A 17957-nucleotide genomic window follows, 5' to 3' on the forward strand; every position below is an offset into this window, starting at 1 on the left:
TGTAGGAGCCGGCTTGCTGGCGAACGCGGCGAGTCAGTCAATATTGAGGTGTCAGGTCTGACGTCTTCGCCAGCAAGCCGGCTCCTACAAATTGAACACGGTCAGCAGTTTCCATCAACACCGCCTCTTCAGCCCACTGCACATAACACACCACCACCGGCATCTCATGCTCGGCGCAGAAATCCAACCAGCGCAGTTGGTTGTCCTGTAAACGATCGCCGGGGCCTTTCACCTCGATCATCCGGTAGCTGCGCTGTTCGGGGTAGAACTGGATCAGGTCGGGCATGCCGGTGCGATTGGCCTTTATATCTTGCAACAGGCGGCGGAACCAACGTTCGAGGTGCTGCGCCGGCAGGCAATGCAGCGCCTGCTCCAGCAACGCTGGCGTGAGGGTGCCCCAGAACACGAACGGCGATTGCAGCCCGAACTTGTTCACGTAGGTGTTGCGAATCACGTCCAGATAGCGCTCATCGTCCAGTTGGGCCAGACACTCATCGAACAAAGCCGCCCGGCGCTGATAGAAATCCGGACTATAGAGATCACTGGGCGCGCTGTGGAAAGGATGGAAAAACGCCCCCGGCAACGGCGCGAATACTGCCGGCCAGCACAGCAGGCCGAACAGCGAATTGATCAGCGCATTCTCGACGTAATGCACCTCGCTGCCCTCCTCGGCCAGGTGCAGCTGGATCAGTTGCTCGACACTGTAGTCCGGCAGCGGAATCACGCTCAGATCCAGTCTTGTCACCGCGCGCGCCGTACGCTTGCGAACAGCCCCCTGCCCCAATTTGCGCTGCAGTCGTGGCTGGATCCGCAACAGGTGCTGGATTTCCTCATCGTTTTCCGGCGCTGTCTGGGCCTGCCGCAAAAGCGTCATTGCCTCCAGATATTGCTCGCTGCGCTCCAGCACCCGAATCCTGCGCACTCGCGCGCCGGGATAGCTGGACTGCGCGTAGACACTCAACGCCAACGGCCACTCTTGCTGGCGTTCAGCCTGATGGCCGATCTGGAACAGTAACTTGGCGCGGCGCATGGACAACCATGGATTGGTAGTCCGAATCGCCAACGCCTGTGTCGCTAGTTCGCTCAGTCGCTCCCTCTCATTTACGAGCTCGTCCAGCGCCTGACGACAACTGTGCAGATGCAGGCAAATGTCGATGTCTTCCCGCTGGCTAATACCACGCGACTCAATAGAAAACTCGACCTTTTCGTAGCGATAGATGCCTAGATCCGCGAGGACGAATTCCGACCATTCCTGATACAGATTGCCGAAATACAACAGGCGCAGCCGATCACACAGCGGCATGACCTGCAGAGCGAATACCACCTCATCAAAACCCGCAAACCACTGTTCCAGCGGCTGAACGTGTCCATGAAGCGGCAGCAGGCGGTCCAGCAGATCGGCTTTTTTCTCCGCGCTTTTTACCCCGTGAGCCTTGAAGCACAGGCTCAGTTCGTCCTTGCGCAAGAGCGCGAAGAGCGCTTGAAGATCCAGCTGCGGCCGGCTATCGACCCAACCACGCTCCAGCAACGGCAAAGCCGCCTGCCGGGCATCGCCGATTTCGGCATAGGCCAGTTTGCTGGCCCTGAAGAGAACACCCTTTCGCATGACCATCCGCACCAGCAAGGCCTGTGCCGGTTGGGGCAACAGGGCGAAATCCTCAATGAAGCGGCGCTCTTCGTCGTCGAGCAGATCGTCGTAACGCTGGCCGATCCAACTCAGTACCTGGCGAAAGTTCTCCAGGTAATAGAACGGATTGTCGAGGGGGGAAGTACTCACGGCGCGGTCACGTTGCGGCTGACGGAAAGGCGTCAGGATACTGGTTATCCGTACAGATTCCAGCCCCTTTTTCTGATCTGGGCGGATCTGGCTGATCAACGGTACGCGGTGTGGGCGCTACAATCGCGACACATTCCGTTCAAGGACCCTGTGATGCCTCCTTCTCCCAAACCGCGTATTTACCTGGCGGGTTTCGATGTCTTTCGCGCCGATGCTGTTGAACATGGACGCTATCTGAAAGCGCTGTGCGCGGCCCATGGCCTGGAGGGGCTGTATCCGTTCGATAATGAGGTCACTCAGGGCCTAACCGCGGCAGAAACCGCCGCGCTGATCTGCAATAGCAACATAGCCATGATCGAGGGCTGTGATGGGGTACTGGCCAACCTGAACCCGTTTCGGGGGGCCGAGCCTGATTCCGGGACGGCCTTTGAAGTGGGCATGGCGGTTGCGCTGGGCAAGCCGGTGTGGGCGTATTTCGAGAGTGCCGGAACCCTGCGCGAGCAAATCAGGCACGACGCGCAAGGCTTCGATGCGGAGGGTTTTCAGGTGGAGGATTTTCAACTGCCTAGGAACCTGATGCTGGCCTGTACCTGGGCCGGGAGCAGCGAGACGGCCGAGAGCGGGGTTGAGGCGTTGGCGCGGTATCTGGCTCATATGTAAGGCAAGGAGTTCGCGAGACACCGTGGAGCGAGCTGGCTGACGAATGGGTCAGTACATGCGCAACGTCTTTGGCGGATGTACTCAGCATTCCTGAGCAAGCGCACTCCACACAGGTCGTGGAGCGGCTAACGATCGGCGTGAATACCCTTCACCCCAACGTCGACGATCCGATGTCCAGCTTGTCCGAATCTTCAAATTCATCGAGCCTCAGATCCCCCAGATCCAGGTCCGCCTGCGGATCGCTGTCTTCATCGGCGTCAGCATCGTTGAGAGGGGATTGGTCGCCACCGTGATGCTGGTCTTCGTCGCTCAGCAAGTAAGGTGTCGGATTATGCGTGTCGTGTTCGTGTGGCTGTACGTGCATGGCAGGTCTCTCCAACGGTCTACTCGATTCTGTCCATTCGGTTACTGTCTATTCGACCCCAAGGCTACTCCTGATCGCGTCGGGATCACACCCAGCTGAAAAACGATCCGCCGTCGTCGCGCAGCATTTGCGCCATGGCATGGGCAGCGGGTGATAGATACCCCTCGCGGCGCAGGATGACGCAAATGGTCCGCGTCATGGTGGTAGGTTCCAGGGGCACTTCACGCAGGTATTGCATGTTCTTGCCATACTCCAGCGTTTCCCGGGCGATGAAGCTCAAAAGACTGGTCTGGGCGATCAGTCGGGGCAGCAGGGAAATGGAGTTGGCCTCGATCTGCACCACCGGCAACGGCAGGTCATGACGGGCGAAGGCTTCGTCGACCCAGATCCGCGACGACACCCCCGGCGGCGGCAATACCCAACGGTAATTGCACAGATCGCTCATCTGAAACGGCCCATTGAAGATCGGATGATTTCGACTGGCGATCACCACTGCTTCATCGGTCAGGATCGGGTACGCGGTGAATTCATCTTCAACGCTGCGTTGCGAGCAGATGATCATGTCCAGATGCCCCGAACGCAGTTGCTCGCGGAGCATGTCGTCCTGACCGATCACCAGTTTCAGGACGATATCCGGCGAGCGCTTGAGCAAGGCATTGGTCAATTCCGGCAGCAGGTATTCGGCCATGGTCGCGGCGCATCCCAGGCGGATCTCACCCACCTCGCCGCTGGCGAAGTCGCGCACCTCGCGCTGGGTCTGGGCGATGCTCTGCTGCAGCATCTTGCCCCTGGCCTGCAGTAACTCACCCACCGGGGTCAGCTTGATTCGCCGGCCGTCACGCTGAAACAACTTGGTGCCGAAGGACTCTTCCAGTCGCTGGATGCTCTTGGTCAAGGCAGGCTGGCTGCGGTTGAGCTTTTCCGCTGCCCGCCCCAGATGACCGAGCTCGGCGATGGTTTCGAAATAGGTGAGGTCACGCAGGTCCATATATCAACCAAAGTTATCGATTCATGATTATTAGAAAATAGACTTGATCGATTCAACTGTCGATAATTCCGCACATTGGACCGAATTCCATCTGGAAACAGCCCATGCTCTGGAGATCCTCGTTGTCGCGCCCCACCTCGTTTTCCCTCGAACCCCTGCATCCGTTAATGCAATGGCTGTTGCTCATTCTCCTGGCCGGTAGCGCCGGTCAACTGTTCCGCTATTTCCATGTTCCCGCCGCGCTGTTTCTCGGGCCGATGCTGGTTGCCATTATCTTTGGTGTATCCGGCGCCTCAATCCGGATGCACAAGAACGCCTTTCGTCTCGGTCAAGGGACGGTCGGGGTGCTGGTCGCCCATTCGATGACCATGGGCGTGCTGATCGCGGCGATTCACTCATGGCATGTGATGATCTTCGCCACCCTGCTCACCGTCGTGCTCAGCGCCGTGGTGGGGATCGGGCTGGCGCGCTGGGGCGGCATTCAGGGCAGCACGGCAGCGTGGGGCACTTCGCCGGGAGCGGCCTCGGCGATGGTCGCGATGTCCGAGGATTACGGCGCCGATTCGCGGGTCGTGGCCACCATGCAATACGTGCGAGTGGTCTGCGTGGTGATGGTTGGCGCGCTGGTCAGCCGTCTGATTGGCGCAGACGCTGGCGGCACCGACGCCCACAGCACCGATGCGCTGCTGCAAGGGCTCAACCTGCTTAATCTGGGTCTGAGCCTGCTGGTGATCGTGGTAGGCGTCACCCTCGGCGCACGCTTGCCTGCCGGTGCCTTGCTGGTGCCGCTGCTGCTCGGAGGCGCACTGCAGCTGAGCGGTGTGCTGCAGATCACCATGCCCACCTGGCTGCTCGCGATCGCCTACGGCGCCATTGGCAGTTACATCGGTCTGCGCTTTGACCGGCTCACCATCAGCTATGTATGGCGGCGACTGCCAGCGATGATCCTGGGCGCGCTGCTGCTGATTGTGCTGTGCGCCATCTCCGCCTGGGCAATTGCCGCGATGATGGGCAAGGATTTCCTCTCGGTGTACCTCGCCACCAGCCCCGGCGGCCTGGACGCCATGGCGATCATTGCCATCGACACTCACTCGGATGTCGGCTTCGTGCTGGCCATGCAGACGCTGCGCCTGTTCGGGGTGATCGTCACCGGCGCCTACATAGCGCGGCAGGTGATTCGGGTGACGCAGCGGTTGGCTTGATATGCACGCCGCTTCTGCTTTTGATTCTGCTCAGAGGGCGCCAGGAGCAAGCTTGCTCGCGATCTGGCGCGAAGCGACTGTAGAACCTACGCATGCGGTCTGCCTGAATCCGACCGAGGTGCATGATTCTCCTAGCGGCGTCAGGCAGATCGCTGGCAGGCCGAGCTCCCAGGACCTCGGCAAGAATCTAATGCTGCGGCGTAAGCTTATTGCCGCTTTTGCAGTTAAAAACTCAAACCTGCTTTTCCGCATCAAACACCTCGCCCCGCCGGATGATCGACGCCTGGGCCAATAACGCCCCTGGCGCCAACACGGCGTTGGCGCCAATGCGGGTCCGGTCGCCGATCAGCGCGCCAAACTTCTCACAGCCGGTGGCGCGCAAACGACCGTCGATGCGCACGCGCACTTCCTTGTCGTCGCGTTCGTTGCGGTAATTGCAGACGATGCTGCCCGCCTCCAGATTGACCCCCGCTCCCAGCACCGAATCGCCAACGAAATTGAAGTGGGCAAGCTTGGTGCCGTCAAACACGAACGAGGTTTTCAGTTCCGCGCCGGGGCCGAAGATGCAGCGCTCGCCGACCCAGCAGCCGCCGCGCAAATAAGCCCCACTGGCGACGAAACAATCGGCGCCGACAATCAGCGGCCCCTTGAGCACAGCGCCCTGTTCGACAACGACGGTTTTGTGCACGGCGATATCGCCGCGGATTTCATAGTCGTCGCTCAGTGTTGCCAGCAACTCCCGCACGATTTCGGGTGCTCGGGTGACCAGCTCCCAAGGCGTCAGCGACGCCCAGCGCGACAAGGCCGACGTGTCCATCGATTCGATGAAGTCGCCGATACGAATCACTGCAGATGCTCCAACGCGGTGGCCAGGCTCTGCGCCAGCGGCAGAACCGGCAGCAGCGTGGCCTGATAGGCATGATAGAGGTCCGGCTTGCCCGGCCAGATATCGGCGCTCGGCTGATTCTGCGGGTTCAGCTCGTGACGCCAACTGCCGTGTTCGCGATCAACGAACAGGGTCTCGTTGAATTCCCAGAACGTGCGATACCAGGTTTCATACTGCTGCTCGCCGGTGCGCTGCAGCAGCGCCGCCGACGCTGCGGCCGCTTCGGCGTGGGTCCAGTGCAAGCGATGGCGAACCACCGGCCGGTTCTGCCAATCCAGGGTGTAGACGATGCCTGGCGCGCCATCGACGTCCCATCCGTAACGGCAAGCGTTTTCGAACAGCAGCCGCGCGTCTTCCACCAGCCATGTCGGGGTTTCCAGCTTGGCTTTCTGCCTTGCGGCTTCCAGATGCAGCACCAGTCTCGCCCATTCGAATGCATGGCCGGGCGTGGTGCCATAGGGGCGAAAACCGTCGTCAGGCTTGTCGGCGTTGTATTCCGGAATCGGCTGCCATTGCAGAGTGAAGTGCTCGATCACCTGATGCTTATTGGCGCCAGCATGTTGATGAATGACCCGCTCAACGATGCTCAGCGCGCGATCCAGCCAGCGCGCATCGCCGGTGACATCAGCCAGTGCGAGGAAGGCTTCGGTGCTGTGCATGTTGCTGTTGGCGCCGCGATAGCTTTCTTCATCGCTCCAATCGCGCGAAAAGGATTCACGCATGGCGCCCTCTTCTTCGCTCCAGAAGTGCTGGGTGATGACCTGGATCGCCTGCTCCAGCAAGGCTTTGGCGCCAGGACGTTGCGCGACGACGGCAGAACTGGCGGCCAACGCGACAAAGGCATGCAGATAAGCAGCCTTACCCGTATCGCCACCCGCTTGCGTGGGCTTGGCGAACCAGCCGCCGTGCTCGGCATCACGCAGCGGTCCGGCCAGCGCGGCGACACCGTGATCGACCAGTTCGGCGCAGCCGGGGATGCCGTTGATATGGGCCAGCGCGAAACTGTGGGTCATGCGGGCGGTGTTCATGGTCTCGGCCACTGCGTCTGCTGGCAGCCGGCCCTGATCGTCCAGGTTGCCAAACCCCTGAGGCATCCTTGACGCCTTGGCGAACGCCAACAGGCGATTGCCCTCTTGCGCCAGCCAGGCCTTGTGTCCAGGGGAGCGCAACCAACTGCTGAAACCACGATTCACATCATCCATTGCCTTGTCACCTATCTGCTCGGCAGGTTCAGCCCGCCAGGAATTATTAGTCGGGGAGAATCATGCAAGCCAATGCCGGGTACAGGCAAGTGAATGAGGTGAAACCTTTAAGCAGGTTGGTCTGCATCTTCCGCAATGCCGCAGCGTCCGTCGACGCCAGCGACCGCTGCTTCAGCACTGGCTCATGAAGAATCCGAACGCCTGTTCGACAAAACATCGAACCTCGGCACGGCATGAGGTCTAGAGCTAAGAGTCAACATTCCTGCAAACGGAGACGAATCATGCATCTGGAAGGTTCATGCCATTGCGGCGCGGTGGAGTTCAGTCTGACGAGCGCCCACCCCTACCCTTATCAACGCTGCTACTGCTCGATCTGCCGCAAGACCCAGGGCGGAGGCGGCTATTCGATCAATCTTGGCGGCGATGCAAAAACCCTGAAGGTCAAGGGTAAGAACAGCATCGCCATCTATCACGCAAAAATGCGCGACGGTGACCACAAGCACGTCCATACCAGCAGCGCCGAGCGGCATTTCTGCAAACAGTGCGGCAGCGGGCTGTGGCTGTTCAGCCCGGAATGGCCGGATCTGATCCACCCGTTCGCTTCGGCGATCGATACGCCCTTGCCGACCCCGCCGGAACATACCCATCTGTTGCTGGACTCCAAGGCATCATGGGTCGAGGTCGAGGCCGGGAAGAAGGATCAGGAGTTCGAGCACTTTCCCCAAGAATCGATTGCCGAGTGGCATGAGCGCTTGGGACTGATTCGCTAAGACGATCGCATCAATCCTCCGTGTAGCAGTCCGGCTTGCCGACGGTGATGCCCTCGAAATCGCTGCCGCGGCAAGCCGGACTGCTACAGGAATGGTGTCGGCCGGCGAATCTGCCAAACCATCTTGCAACGCTCCATCAACTTCTCTGAACCTCTTGAACCGCCCCCCACTCCCAAATGAAAGCCTGGGAGAAACTTAATATGCCAATGCATCGAGTCGCTAGCCTGGCCGATCTTCGTCAAGATCGCGGGATTCAGGTTGAAGTTGGCGAGAAAAAGATTTTACTGGTGCGGCATGGCGACGAGGTTCGCGCCTATCAGGCCGAATGCCCGCACGCCGGTGCACCGCTAGCGGATGGAGCGGTCTGCAATGGCCATCTGATCTGTCCTTGGCACAAGGCGCAATTCGCGATCTCGGACGGACACTTGTGCGAGCCCCCGGCCCTGGACGCGCTGATCCGCTATCCGCTGCAGGTCCTTGAAGATCAGATTCACGTCGACGATCAGCCCATGGAAAGGCGCTGTGAGACCTTGCCTGACGATGATCGCTGCTTTGTCGTGATAGGCGCTGGCGCCTCAGGAACCGCTGCCGCCTGTGCCCTGCGAGAAAAGAACTTCAACGGACGGCTGCTGCTGATCGACCGGGAGACCAAGCCCGGCTACGACCGAACCGCGCTCAGCAAATTCGTGCTTGCAGCCGATATGCGTCCCGACGAAACGCCGCCTTTGCGCGAAGACGCCTTTTATGAAGAGAACCGCATCGAGCGCATTCAAGGTGAGGTGATGAAGCTGGATGTCGTCAACAAACGCCTGACGCTCGCCGACGGACGCCGCTTCGCTTATGACGCGGCGTTGATCACCACCGGTGGCGAGCCGCGCGCTCTGCCACTGATCGGTGCCGATTTACCGCAAGTGTTGACGCTGCGTTCTCGGGAGGACGCGAAGAAAATTCTCGATGCCGCTCAACCAGGCAAGCAAGCGCTGATTGTCGGCGACAGCTTCATTGGTCTGGAGGCTGCGTCTGCCCTGCGCAAACATGGGGTCAACGTAACGATTCTCGCCCGTCACGAGGTGCCCTTCGCCGCCCAGTTCGGTGAGCGAATCGGCAAAGCCTTCCGCTCGCTGCATGAGCAAAACGGCGTGCTGTTCCGCACCCACGTCGATGTCAGCCGCTTTGAAGGCGATGGATATGCCGGAAAGAAACGTCTGGAGACTGCCGTGCTCAGCAATGGCGAGCGGTTGCCGGTGGACCTGGCACTGATCGGCATTGGCGTCACCCCGGCCACCCAGTTCATCGACGGCCTTCAGCTTGAGGAAGACGGCTCGCTGACGGTGGACTCCGGTATGAAGGCGGGCAAGGATCTTTGGGCGGCGGGCGACATCGCGACCTTCCCCATCAACGGCCAGCCCCAGCGCATAGAACATTGGCGCCTGGCTCAGCAGCACGCGCGCATAGCGGCGAGCAACATGCTGGGCGCAGAGAAACAGTACGTTGACGTGCCGTTTTTCTGGACTTTCCATTTCGGCAAGCGACTGGACTATCTGGGCCATGCCGATGAATGGGACGACATCGTCTATGTTGGCGAGCCGGAACGCTTTGAATTCCTCGCGCTCCTCTGCAAGCACGACGTCGTGGCGGCTGTCGTCGGTTGCCAGCGTGAACGCGCAATGGCCTTGCTTGCCGAACGCATGAAACAACCTTTGTCCAAGGACGAAGCGCTGATGTTGATCAAGCAGATGAGTGACGACGCCTGAAAGCGCCGACCAGGACACCCTCACAGGAGAATGAGCAATGCCTAAAGAATCCAACCGCGAAGACCTGAATCATGAGCCGGGGAACGCCGGTAAAGTCGGCGATCAGCACAAAAATGCCAATCAGCAAGGTGAACAGCCTCGGCATCCCGAGGCTCCTGAAGGCCAGGATCGGGACAAGGACCGCAATCAGGACAAACCTTGACCGGCGTACAGCCAATCGCGTGATAGTTTGAATTCGCGATCTTTCTGGCAGCACGGCGTGCCGGCGATGGTGATATTGACGACGCTGCTGCCGGAAGGCCGTGCTGCTATTGCTTGAGTTCACATCACCCACGACTGGCAGCCGGCTGGCGATTGCAGCGGCGACCATAGCAACGAGGAGCGGCCGTTTCGACGGCTTTCTCGACCTTCATCCACCATGGCTCACCACGGCTCGGATAGTCGATATAGAACGGTTGGCCCATTTCCGGCGTGGTAATGGCGATGCTGCGATCCCAAGCCAGGCTCAGAATCCGGTCGAACGGTTCGTGCCAAGCGTGCATCGCCAGATCGAAGGTCCCATTGTGGATCGGCAGCAGCCATTTGCCACGCAGGTCGATATGCGCCCGAAGGGTTTCTTCCGGCTGCATGTGCACGTCCGGCCAACTGACGTTGTAGGCACCCGTCTCCATGAGCGTCAGGTCGAAGGGGCCGTATTGCTCGCCGATCAGCTTGAAGCCGTCGTGGTAACCGGTGTCGCCGCTGAAGAAAATCCGCTGCTCACCGTCGATCATCACCCACGAAGCCCAGAGCGTGTGGTTAGCGTCGCGCAGCCCGCGTCCGGAAAAATGCTGTGCGGGCGTTGCAACGAAGCGGATGCCGTGGATTTCCGTGGCCTGCCACCAGTTCAATTGCTGCACTTTTGTCGCCGGTACGCCCCACTCGATCAGCGTATCGCCAACCCCCAACGGCGTGACGAAATGCTCGGCCTTGTCCTTGAGCACCTGAATGCTCATGTGGTCCAAGTGATCGTAGTGGTTGTGCGAGAGGATCACGGCCTTGAGTGGCGGCAGTTCTTCCAGGCTGATCGGCGGTTGGTGAAAGCGTTGCGGCCCGGCCCATTGAATAGGCGACGCACGCTCGGCAAAGACGGGGTCGGTGAGGAAATACTGATCGCGCAACTTCAACAGCACCGTCGAGTGCCCCAGGCGATACACCGTGTTGTTCGGCGCTGCCAGCAGTTGCTGACGGGACAGCGGCTGAACCGGGATCTCACCCCTCGGGCGTGTGTGGCGGGGCTTGTTGACCATGGCGTTCCAGAAAAGGCGCATCGTCTTCAAAAACCCGGAGCGCTTCATCGGCTTGTGGTTGCGATATCGGCCCTCCTCTTGGGTAAGGACAGGCAACGAAGCAGCGTTATCGAGGTTTTTTTCGATCGAGGCCATGATGGGCTGACTCCATGAAACGGGTGACGGTTTCTGCAATGGCGGACGCATTGCAGAATGTTACATACGAAGGAAAGAAGTAAGCGTGAAGTTGTAACCGGCTTTTACACTACACAGTGTAGTTTCAAGCTTGCACGATCTTCAAAGCGAAGTAAACTGCTCGGTGTAATTTTCTTGCCGGGTCATCTTGCCGGGGCCACACCGCGCCAGGCTGACCTCGCTTAACCTCTTAGAAGCGATGCCATGAACCTTCCGCTGCGCCTGACCGACCGAAAACGTGAATCCATTGTTCAGGCCGCCATTGCCGAATTCCGCGACAACGGTTTCGAAGTCACCAGCATGGACCGCATCGCAGCCCGTGCGCAGGTCTCCAAACGCACGGTGTACAACCATTTTCCCAGCAAGGAAGAGCTGTTTTCCGAAATGCTCCAGCGCCTGTGGGCTCGCGCCGCCGCGCAGCCTGACGCCTCGTATCGTCCTGGCATCCCTCTGCGTGATCAACTGCGCGAATTGTTCAATGCCAAGATGAAAACCCTCGGCGACAGCAATTTCATCGACCTGGCACGGGTTGCCATTGGCGCGACCATTCACTCCCCCGAACGCGCGCAGGTCTGGGTCAACCGCCTCAATGAGCGCGAAGAAAGCTTCACTGTGTGGGTGCGCGGCGCCCAGCAGGACGGCCGCCTCAAGGCCGTCGAACCAGGCTTCGCCGCTTCGCAAATCCACGCCCTGCTCAAGGCATTCGCCTTCTGGCCTCAGGTCACGCTCAACGAACCGCTACTGACACCGGAAAAACAGGACTCAGTGGTGGAATCAGCGCTGGACCTGTTTCTCTGCTGGTATGAAATCCCGGCGCAGGCGGTTTAACGACCGGTCGCAGTCACTCGCTCAACGATCCGCCGACGCGCCTCAAGCCCTGCAGCTGCGCGCTCCCGGGCGAGAGCCAACACATGAGCGGGCGCGGTTTCCGGACGACCGGCGTCGAAAGGCGGCGCCGGCGCATATTCGATTTGCAGCTGGATGGCCTGGGACGTGTCGGCGTCGAAAATTTCGCTGATCAGCGTCAGAGCGAAATCGATACCCGCTGTTACGCCTCCGCCGGTCATCAGATTGCCGTCGCGCACCACGCGCTCATGAACGGGGATCGCGCCGAATTTCTCCAGCAAACTGTGGGACGCCCAATGCGTCGTGGCGCGCTTGCCTTCAAGCAAACCGGCCGCACCGAGCACCAGCGCACCGGTACAGACCGACGTGACGTATTGCGCCTTCGTGGCTTGCTGCCTGATGAAGGCCAGGGTCTGGGCGTCCTCCAGCAGTACATCGATACCTACGCCCCCGGGCACGCAGATGACGTCCAGATCCGGGCAACCGTCGAAGGTCTGGGTAGGCAGCAGGCTCAGCCCGGTGCTGGACAACAGCGGATCGAGGTTCTTCCAGACCAGGTGCACCGTCACGCCGGGCATGCTGGCGAATACATCGTAGGGGCCGGTGAGGTCCAGCTGTTGAACCTTGGGAAATACCAGCAGGCCGATGTGCAGAGTCATGAGGGGTTGCTCCTGATTGGAAGGTGGGTAAGTGGACGAAATCACTGTAGCCAGATACGCTCTGGCGGATACGCCATAAGACCCACAAATTCCGCCAACCTTGTCGCCGAGCCCCATCATGACGGTTATGCCCAAGCCGATACACATCCTGGCCTTCCCTGACGTGCAGCTCTTGGATGTCACCGGGCCACTCCAGGTCTTCGCTTCGGCCAACGTGCATGCCGCGGAAAACGGGCTGGTGATGCCCTACTCGCCCATCGTCATAGCCAGGCAACAAGCCAGCGTGGTGTCTTCCGCCGGGCTGGGACTGCACACTCATCCACTGCCACAGACGCCTTCGGACACGCTGATCATCGCCGGCGGCCGTGGCGTGCACACCGCGCTGCTGGATGAAGAGCTGTTGCGCTGGGTGCGCGAGCGGTCGCGGACTGCGCGGCGGGTCGCATCGGTGTGCACCGGCGCCTTCCTGCTGGCCGAAGCAGGTGTGCTGAATGGTCATCGGGTGGTCACTCACTGGGACAGCTGCGATGAACTCGCCCGCCGCTTCCCGGCATTGCAGGTCGATGCGGAGCCGATTTTCATCAACGAAGGCGCGCTGTGGACTTCGGCCGGGGTTACGGCGGGCATCGACCTGGCGCTGGCGATGGTGGAAGCCGATCTCGGACGCCATGTCGCGTTGGCGGTGGCGCGGGATCTGGTGGTGTTCCTCAAGCGGCCCGGTGGTCAGTCACAGTTCAGCACCGCGCTGTCGATGCAACACGCCACGCAGTGCCAGGACAGTCGATTCGCGGATCTGCATGCGTGGATTCTCGACAACCTGGCCAGCGACCTGTCCGTCGCGACCCTGGCTGCGCAGGTGGGTATGAGCGAGCGCAGCTTCATGCGTCACTACCGCGCCCACACCGGCAATACCCCGGCGCGGTCGATTGAACAACTGCGCGTCGAAGCTGCGCGCCGATTGCTGGGGGACAGCGCGCTGCCGATCAAGCGGATCGCCGATCGGTGCGGATTCGGCAGCGAAGAAACCCTGCGCCGCAGCTTCATGCGGGCGGTGTCGGTGTCGCCGCAAGCGTATCGGGAGCGATTCAGTGCGGGATGAATGTTGCCGACAGCGAGGACAACGCCGAGCCGTCTGTGAGGGAGAATACAGTCGCGATGGATGTAACAGTTGCTAGAGAGGCGTCGTCAGTGCCGCCGTCTCGCGAATAAATTCGCGCTCACAGCAGATTCTTACCCCGCCAACGGCATCGAAACGCAGAAAACCATCGTCCATCGAAAGAAATTAATTTTCATAAATTGATATTTTTATCGGTTTTCGTGTAATTTAATTTTCATCACGAAATCAGAGATAAAAATAATGCCTGCCTGTGATCGTCATTTCTGGACCCATGCTGTTCCCCGTAAGCCTTTAGCGATACCCACTGCCGAGACTGTTTTCACTGCTTGCCTGCGTGCGGACTGACCGCCGCGCCAAGCCCTGACTTTTCACTTTCTCTGCAAGGAACGTTGCATGCCTCCTCCCTCTACCAGCCTGTCCCTGTTGGTCTATGCCGCCATCGCGATCATCGCCCTGATCGTACTGATCGCTCGCTTTCGTCTTAACCCGTTCGTAGTCATCACTCTGGTTTCGGTCGGTCTGGCGCTAGTTGCCGGAATGCCCGCGACCTCGGTGGTCGCTTCCTATGAAGGCGGGGTGGGTAAGACGCTGGGCCATATCGCGCTGGTCGTTGCGCTGGGCACCATGCTTGGCAAGATGATGGCCGAGTCCGGCGGCGCCGAGCAGGTGGCGCGCACCCTGATCGACCGCTTCGGCGAGCGTAATGCGCACTGGGCGATGGTCTGCATCGCCTTCCTCGTCGGCTTGCCGCTGTTCTTCGAAGTTGGCTTCGTGCTGCTAGTGCCGATTGCTTTCACTGTCGCGCGCCGGGTCGGGGTTTCGATTCTGATGGTCGGCCTGCCAATGGTTGCCGGCCTTTCGGTGGTCCATGCGCTGGTGCCCCCTCACCCGGCGGCGATGCTGGCAGTGCAGGCGTACCAGGCCTCGGTGGGCCAGACCCTGTTCTACGCGATCCTGATCGGCATCCCCACCGCGATCATCGCCGGCCCGGTCTACGCCAGATTCATCGCGCCACGCATTCATCTGCCCGACGAGAACCCGCTGGCGCAACAGTTTCTGGAGCGCGAACCCCGCAAGCAACTGCCTGGATTCGCCATCACCATGGCGACCATTCTGCTGCCGGTCCTGCTGATGCTCCTGGGCGGCTGGGCCAACCTGATTTCAACGCCGGGCAGCGCTTTCAACAGTTTGCTGCTGTTCATCGGCAATTCGGTGATCGCCCTGCTGCTGGCGACCTTGCTAAGCTTCTGGACCCTGGGCATCGCGCAGGGCTTCAACCGTGACTCGATCCTCAAATTCACCCAGGAATGCCTGGCGCCAACCGCGAGCATCACGCTGCTGGTCGGCGCCGGTGGCGGTCTGAACCGGATTCTGGTCGACAGCGGCGTGACCAACGAAATCGTCGGCCTGGCGCAGGACTTCCACCTGTCGCCACTGCTCATGGGCTGGCTGTTCGCAGCGTTGATGCGGGTAGCCACCGGCTCGGCGACCGTGGCGATGACTACCGCCTCCGGTATCGTTGCGCCGGTGGCGATGGGGCTGGGCTATCCACATCCGGAGTTGCTGGTGTTGGCGACTGGCGCGGGCTCGGTGATCTTTTCCCACGTCAACGACGGCGGTTTCTGGCTTATCAAGGAGTACTTCAACATGACCGTGGCGCAGACTTTCAAGACCTGGACGGTACTGGAGACGCTGATCTCTGTAATCGCCTTCGTCCTCACTCTCGGTCTGGCGCAGGTGCTCTGAGTGGACATTCTGTATCAGATCCGCGCTCGGCAGGACTCGTTCAGCGCTGGCGAAGGCCGCATCGCCAGGCTGATTCTCAGCGATGTCGCCTTTTCCGCCAGCGCCAGCCTCGATGAACTGGCCACCCGCGCCGAAGTCAGCAGTGCCACGCTGTCGCGCTTCGCCCGCACAGTCGGCTGCAAGGATCTACGTGATCTGCGTTTGCAACTGGCCCAGGCCAGTGGCGTCGGCAGCCGCTTTCTCAAGCCTGAACAGGCACCGGAACAGTCGGCGTTTTTCACGCAGATTGTCAGGGATATCGAATCGACGCTGCGTCAGCATCTGGCGGGTTTCGACGACGCCCGCTTCAAGGATGCCGTGGCCTTGTTGACCCCGGCGCGCATGCTCCACAGCTTCGGCATGGGCGGCTGTTCCAGCCTGTGCAGCGAAGAGTTGCAGACCCGCCTCGTGCGTCTCGGCTACCCCATCGCCGCCTGCCGCGACCCGGTGATGATGCGTTTGATCGCCGCGACTCTTGGCCCCGACAACCGTCTGATCGTCTGTTCGCTGAGTGGACGCACCCCGGAACTGCTGGATGCTGTGGGGCTTGCCCGCAGCTACGGCGCGAAGATTCTGGCGATCACCCTGCCCGGCTCGCCGCTTGCGGCCCTCGCCGACGTCCTGCTGCCGCTGCAGATTGCCGAAACCAATTTCATCTACAAACCCACGGCGGCACGCTACGGCATGCTGCTGACCATCGACGTGCTGGCCACGGAACTGGCGCTGATTGCCCCTGACGATAATCAGGAACGCCTGCGCCGTATCAAGCTGGCCCTCGATGACTACCGCGGCGGCGAAGACGGCCTGCCGCTTGGAGACTGAACCATGCTTTACGATCTGATCATTCGCGATGCGCTGGTGATCGACGGCAGCGACAGCCCCGGCTATCGCGCCGACGTGGCGATTGGCGACGGGCGTATCCAGCACATCGGCGATCTGAACGGTGCTTCGGCGAGCGAAGAGGTCAATGCCGCTGGCCGGGTGCTGGCGCCGGGTTTCATCGACGTCCATACCCACGATGACACGGTGGTGATTCGCCAACCCGAGATGTTGCCGAAGATCACTCAGGGGGTGACCACCGTGATTGTCGGCAACTGCGGCATCAGTGCCTCGCCGGTGACGCTGGCAGGCGATCCGCCGGATCCGATGAACCTGCTGGGCCCGGCTGCGGCCTTCGCCTACCCGCGTTTCAGCGACTATCGCAACGCTGTGGATCAGGCACGTCCAGCCGTCAACGTCGCCGCATTGATCGGCCACACGGCGCTGCGCAGCAATCATCTGGACGACCTGTTCCGCACCGCGAAACCCGCAGAAATCAACGCCATGCGCGAGCAGTTACGCGAGAGCCTGCAGGATGGCGCGCTGGGGCTGTCGACGGGCCTGGCCTATGCCTCGGCCTATTCGGCGGAAACCGACGAGGTCAAGCAACTGGCCGAGGAATTGACGGCGTTTGGCGCGGTGTACACCACTCACTTGCGCAGCGAATTCGAGCCGGTACTGGAGGCGATGGAGGAAGCGTTCGATATCGGCCGGCATGCCAGATCGCCGGTAGTGATTTCCCATCTGAAATGCGCGGGCGCAGGCAACTGGGGACGTAGTCCGCAGCTGCTGGCATCGCTGGAAAAGGCCGCACTGACTCATCCGGTGGGCTGTGATTGCTATCCCTACGCCGCCAGTTCTTCGACGCTGGATTTGAAACAGGTCACTGACGCCTTCCGCATCACCATCACCTGGTCAACGCCGCATCCAGATCAGGGCGGACGCGATCTGAAAGAGATTGCCGCTGACTGGGGCCTGTCGTTGCGGGACGCCGCGCGCAAATTGCAGCCGGCTGGCGCGGTGTATTACGGCATGGACGAAAATGATGTGCAGAACATCATGAAGCACCCGCTGTCGATGATCGGCTCGGACGGTCTACCCGAAGATCCGTTTCCGCACCCGCGTCTATGGGGCGCATTCCCCAGGGTACTGGGGCACTTCAGTCGCGATCTGGGGCTATTCCCGCTCCACACAGCCATCCACAAGATGACCGGCCTGACCGCCACGCGCTTTGGCTTGCATGAGCGTGGATTCATTCGTGAGGGGTATTGGGCGGATCTGGTGCTGTTCGACGCCGCAACCGTGCGCGACGTCGCTGATTTCGAGGAGCCCAAGCGTCCCGCCGAGGGCATCCACGGGGTCTGGGTGAATGGGCATTTGAGTTATGCCGAAGGAAAATCGCAAGGTGAACGGCAGGGACGGTTTTTGCCGAGGAGCGGGTCATTGGTGAAGGGGTTCAGCTAGCAACGCCTTACCTGTAGGAGCCGGCTTGCTGGCGAACAGCGGTGTGTCAGCGGCATGGACGTTGGCTGACACACCGGGCGTCAGCAGCGCATTACCGTAGGAGCCGGCTTGCTGGCCAACAGCGGTGTGTCAGCGGCATGGACGTTGGCTGACACACCGGGCGTCAGCAGCGCATTACCGTAGGAGCCGGCTTGCTGGGGA

17 protein-coding genes are annotated in these 17957 nt (G+C 60.6%); 10 read left to right on the top strand and 7 right to left on the bottom strand.

What is annotated here, in order from left to right; genetic code table 11:
• Positions 1 to 37: 37 nt before the first annotated feature.
• A complete protein-coding gene (locus tag ACRER8_RS23780; RefSeq protein WP_431748623.1) occupies positions 38 to 1777 on the bottom strand; it encodes a VRR-NUC domain-containing protein in 1740 nt (579 codons plus the stop codon).
• A 153-nt stretch (positions 1778 to 1930) separates the two neighbouring features.
• Between ACRER8_RS23780 and ACRER8_RS23785 the strand changes: the two genes are divergently transcribed.
• The gene (locus ACRER8_RS23785; RefSeq protein ID WP_431748624.1) at positions 1931 to 2437 is read left to right on the top strand and encodes a nucleoside 2-deoxyribosyltransferase; all 507 of its coding nucleotides are present in this window, start codon (positions 1931 to 1933) and stop codon (positions 2435 to 2437) included.
• A gap of 148 nt (positions 2438 to 2585) precedes the next feature.
• Here ACRER8_RS23785 and ACRER8_RS23790 read toward each other — a convergent pair whose 3' ends face one another.
• Positions 2586 to 2801, bottom strand: coding sequence for a hypothetical protein (locus ACRER8_RS23790; RefSeq protein ID WP_431748625.1), 216 nt, complete (start codon positions 2799 to 2801; stop codon positions 2586 to 2588).
• Between the two features lie 85 nt (positions 2802 to 2886).
• On the bottom strand, positions 2887 to 3789 hold the full coding sequence (locus tag ACRER8_RS23795) for a LysR family transcriptional regulator (RefSeq protein ID WP_431748626.1): 903 nt from the start codon (positions 3787 to 3789) through the stop codon (positions 2887 to 2889).
• Positions 3790 to 3893: 104 nt separating this feature from the next.
• Here ACRER8_RS23795 and ACRER8_RS23800 point away from each other — a divergent pair, with 104 nt between their 5' ends.
• Complete coding sequence (locus tag ACRER8_RS23800) at positions 3894 to 4991, top strand: AbrB family transcriptional regulator (protein ID WP_431748627.1); 1098 nt, start codon at positions 3894 to 3896, stop codon at positions 4989 to 4991.
• A 232-nt stretch (positions 4992 to 5223) separates the two neighbouring features.
• Here ACRER8_RS23800 and ACRER8_RS23805 read toward each other — a convergent pair whose 3' ends face one another.
• The gene (locus ACRER8_RS23805) at positions 5224 to 5838 is read right to left on the bottom strand and encodes an LpxA family transferase (protein WP_431748628.1); all 615 of its coding nucleotides are present in this window, start codon (positions 5836 to 5838) and stop codon (positions 5224 to 5226) included.
• Complete coding sequence (locus ACRER8_RS23810) at positions 5835 to 7079, bottom strand: AGE family epimerase/isomerase (protein ID WP_431748629.1); 1245 nt, start codon at positions 7077 to 7079, stop codon at positions 5835 to 5837. The genes ACRER8_RS23805 and ACRER8_RS23810 overlap by 4 nt, the downstream gene beginning before the upstream one ends.
• A gap of 281 nt (positions 7080 to 7360) precedes the next feature.
• Between ACRER8_RS23810 and ACRER8_RS23815 the strand changes: the two genes are divergently transcribed.
• From ACRER8_RS23815 to ACRER8_RS23825, 3 genes are all read left to right on the top strand, one after another.
• Positions 7361 to 7849, top strand: coding sequence for a GFA family protein (locus tag ACRER8_RS23815; RefSeq protein ID WP_431748630.1), 489 nt, complete (start codon positions 7361 to 7363; stop codon positions 7847 to 7849).
• A 200-nt stretch (positions 7850 to 8049) separates the two neighbouring features.
• Positions 8050 to 9603 (top strand): FAD-dependent oxidoreductase, encoded by a 1554-nt coding sequence (locus ACRER8_RS23820; protein ID WP_431748631.1) that lies wholly within the window; start codon positions 8050 to 8052, stop codon positions 9601 to 9603.
• 37 nt (positions 9604 to 9640) lie between these two features.
• A complete protein-coding gene (locus ACRER8_RS23825) occupies positions 9641 to 9805 on the top strand; it encodes a hypothetical protein (RefSeq protein ID WP_431748632.1) in 165 nt (54 codons plus the stop codon).
• Between the two features lie 124 nt (positions 9806 to 9929).
• On the opposite strand, the gene ACRER8_RS23830 is transcribed toward ACRER8_RS23825, so the two are convergent.
• The gene (locus ACRER8_RS23830) at positions 9930 to 11027 is read right to left on the bottom strand and encodes an MBL fold metallo-hydrolase (protein ID WP_431748633.1); all 1098 of its coding nucleotides are present in this window, start codon (positions 11025 to 11027) and stop codon (positions 9930 to 9932) included.
• Between the two features lie 243 nt (positions 11028 to 11270).
• Here ACRER8_RS23830 and ACRER8_RS23835 point away from each other — a divergent pair, with 243 nt between their 5' ends.
• The gene (locus ACRER8_RS23835) at positions 11271 to 11894 is read left to right on the top strand and encodes a TetR/AcrR family transcriptional regulator (protein WP_431748634.1); all 624 of its coding nucleotides are present in this window, start codon (positions 11271 to 11273) and stop codon (positions 11892 to 11894) included.
• Here ACRER8_RS23835 and ACRER8_RS23840 read toward each other — a convergent pair.
• Complete coding sequence (locus ACRER8_RS23840; RefSeq protein WP_431748635.1) at positions 11891 to 12571, bottom strand: DJ-1/PfpI family protein; 681 nt, start codon at positions 12569 to 12571, stop codon at positions 11891 to 11893. The genes ACRER8_RS23835 and ACRER8_RS23840 overlap by 4 nt on opposite strands.
• 127 nt (positions 12572 to 12698) lie before the next feature.
• Between ACRER8_RS23840 and ACRER8_RS23845 the strand changes: the two genes are divergently transcribed.
• From ACRER8_RS23845 to ACRER8_RS23860, 4 genes are all read left to right on the top strand, one after another.
• Positions 12699 to 13670 carry a GlxA family transcriptional regulator gene (locus tag ACRER8_RS23845; protein WP_431748639.1) on the top strand — a complete coding sequence of 324 codons (972 nt, stop codon included), beginning with the start codon at positions 12699 to 12701 and terminating at the stop codon, positions 13668 to 13670.
• A 411-nt stretch (positions 13671 to 14081) separates the two neighbouring features.
• A complete protein-coding gene (locus ACRER8_RS23850; RefSeq protein ID WP_431748636.1) occupies positions 14082 to 15434 on the top strand; it encodes a gluconate:H+ symporter in 1353 nt (450 codons plus the stop codon).
• On the top strand, positions 15435 to 16295 hold the full coding sequence (locus tag ACRER8_RS23855; protein WP_431748637.1) for a MurR/RpiR family transcriptional regulator: 861 nt from the start codon (positions 15435 to 15437) through the stop codon (positions 16293 to 16295). It abuts the gene before it with no gap.
• A 3-nt stretch (positions 16296 to 16298) separates the two neighbouring features.
• Positions 16299 to 17756, top strand: a complete 1458-nt coding sequence (locus tag ACRER8_RS23860; RefSeq protein WP_431748638.1) for an N-acyl-D-amino-acid deacylase family protein — start codon at positions 16299 to 16301, stop codon at positions 17754 to 17756.
• Positions 17757 to 17957 lie beyond the last annotated feature (201 nt).

Origin of the sequence: Pseudomonas sp. (assembly GCF_050739935.1) — a bacterium.
Lineage (GTDB): Bacteria > Pseudomonadota > Gammaproteobacteria > Pseudomonadales > Pseudomonadaceae > Aquipseudomonas.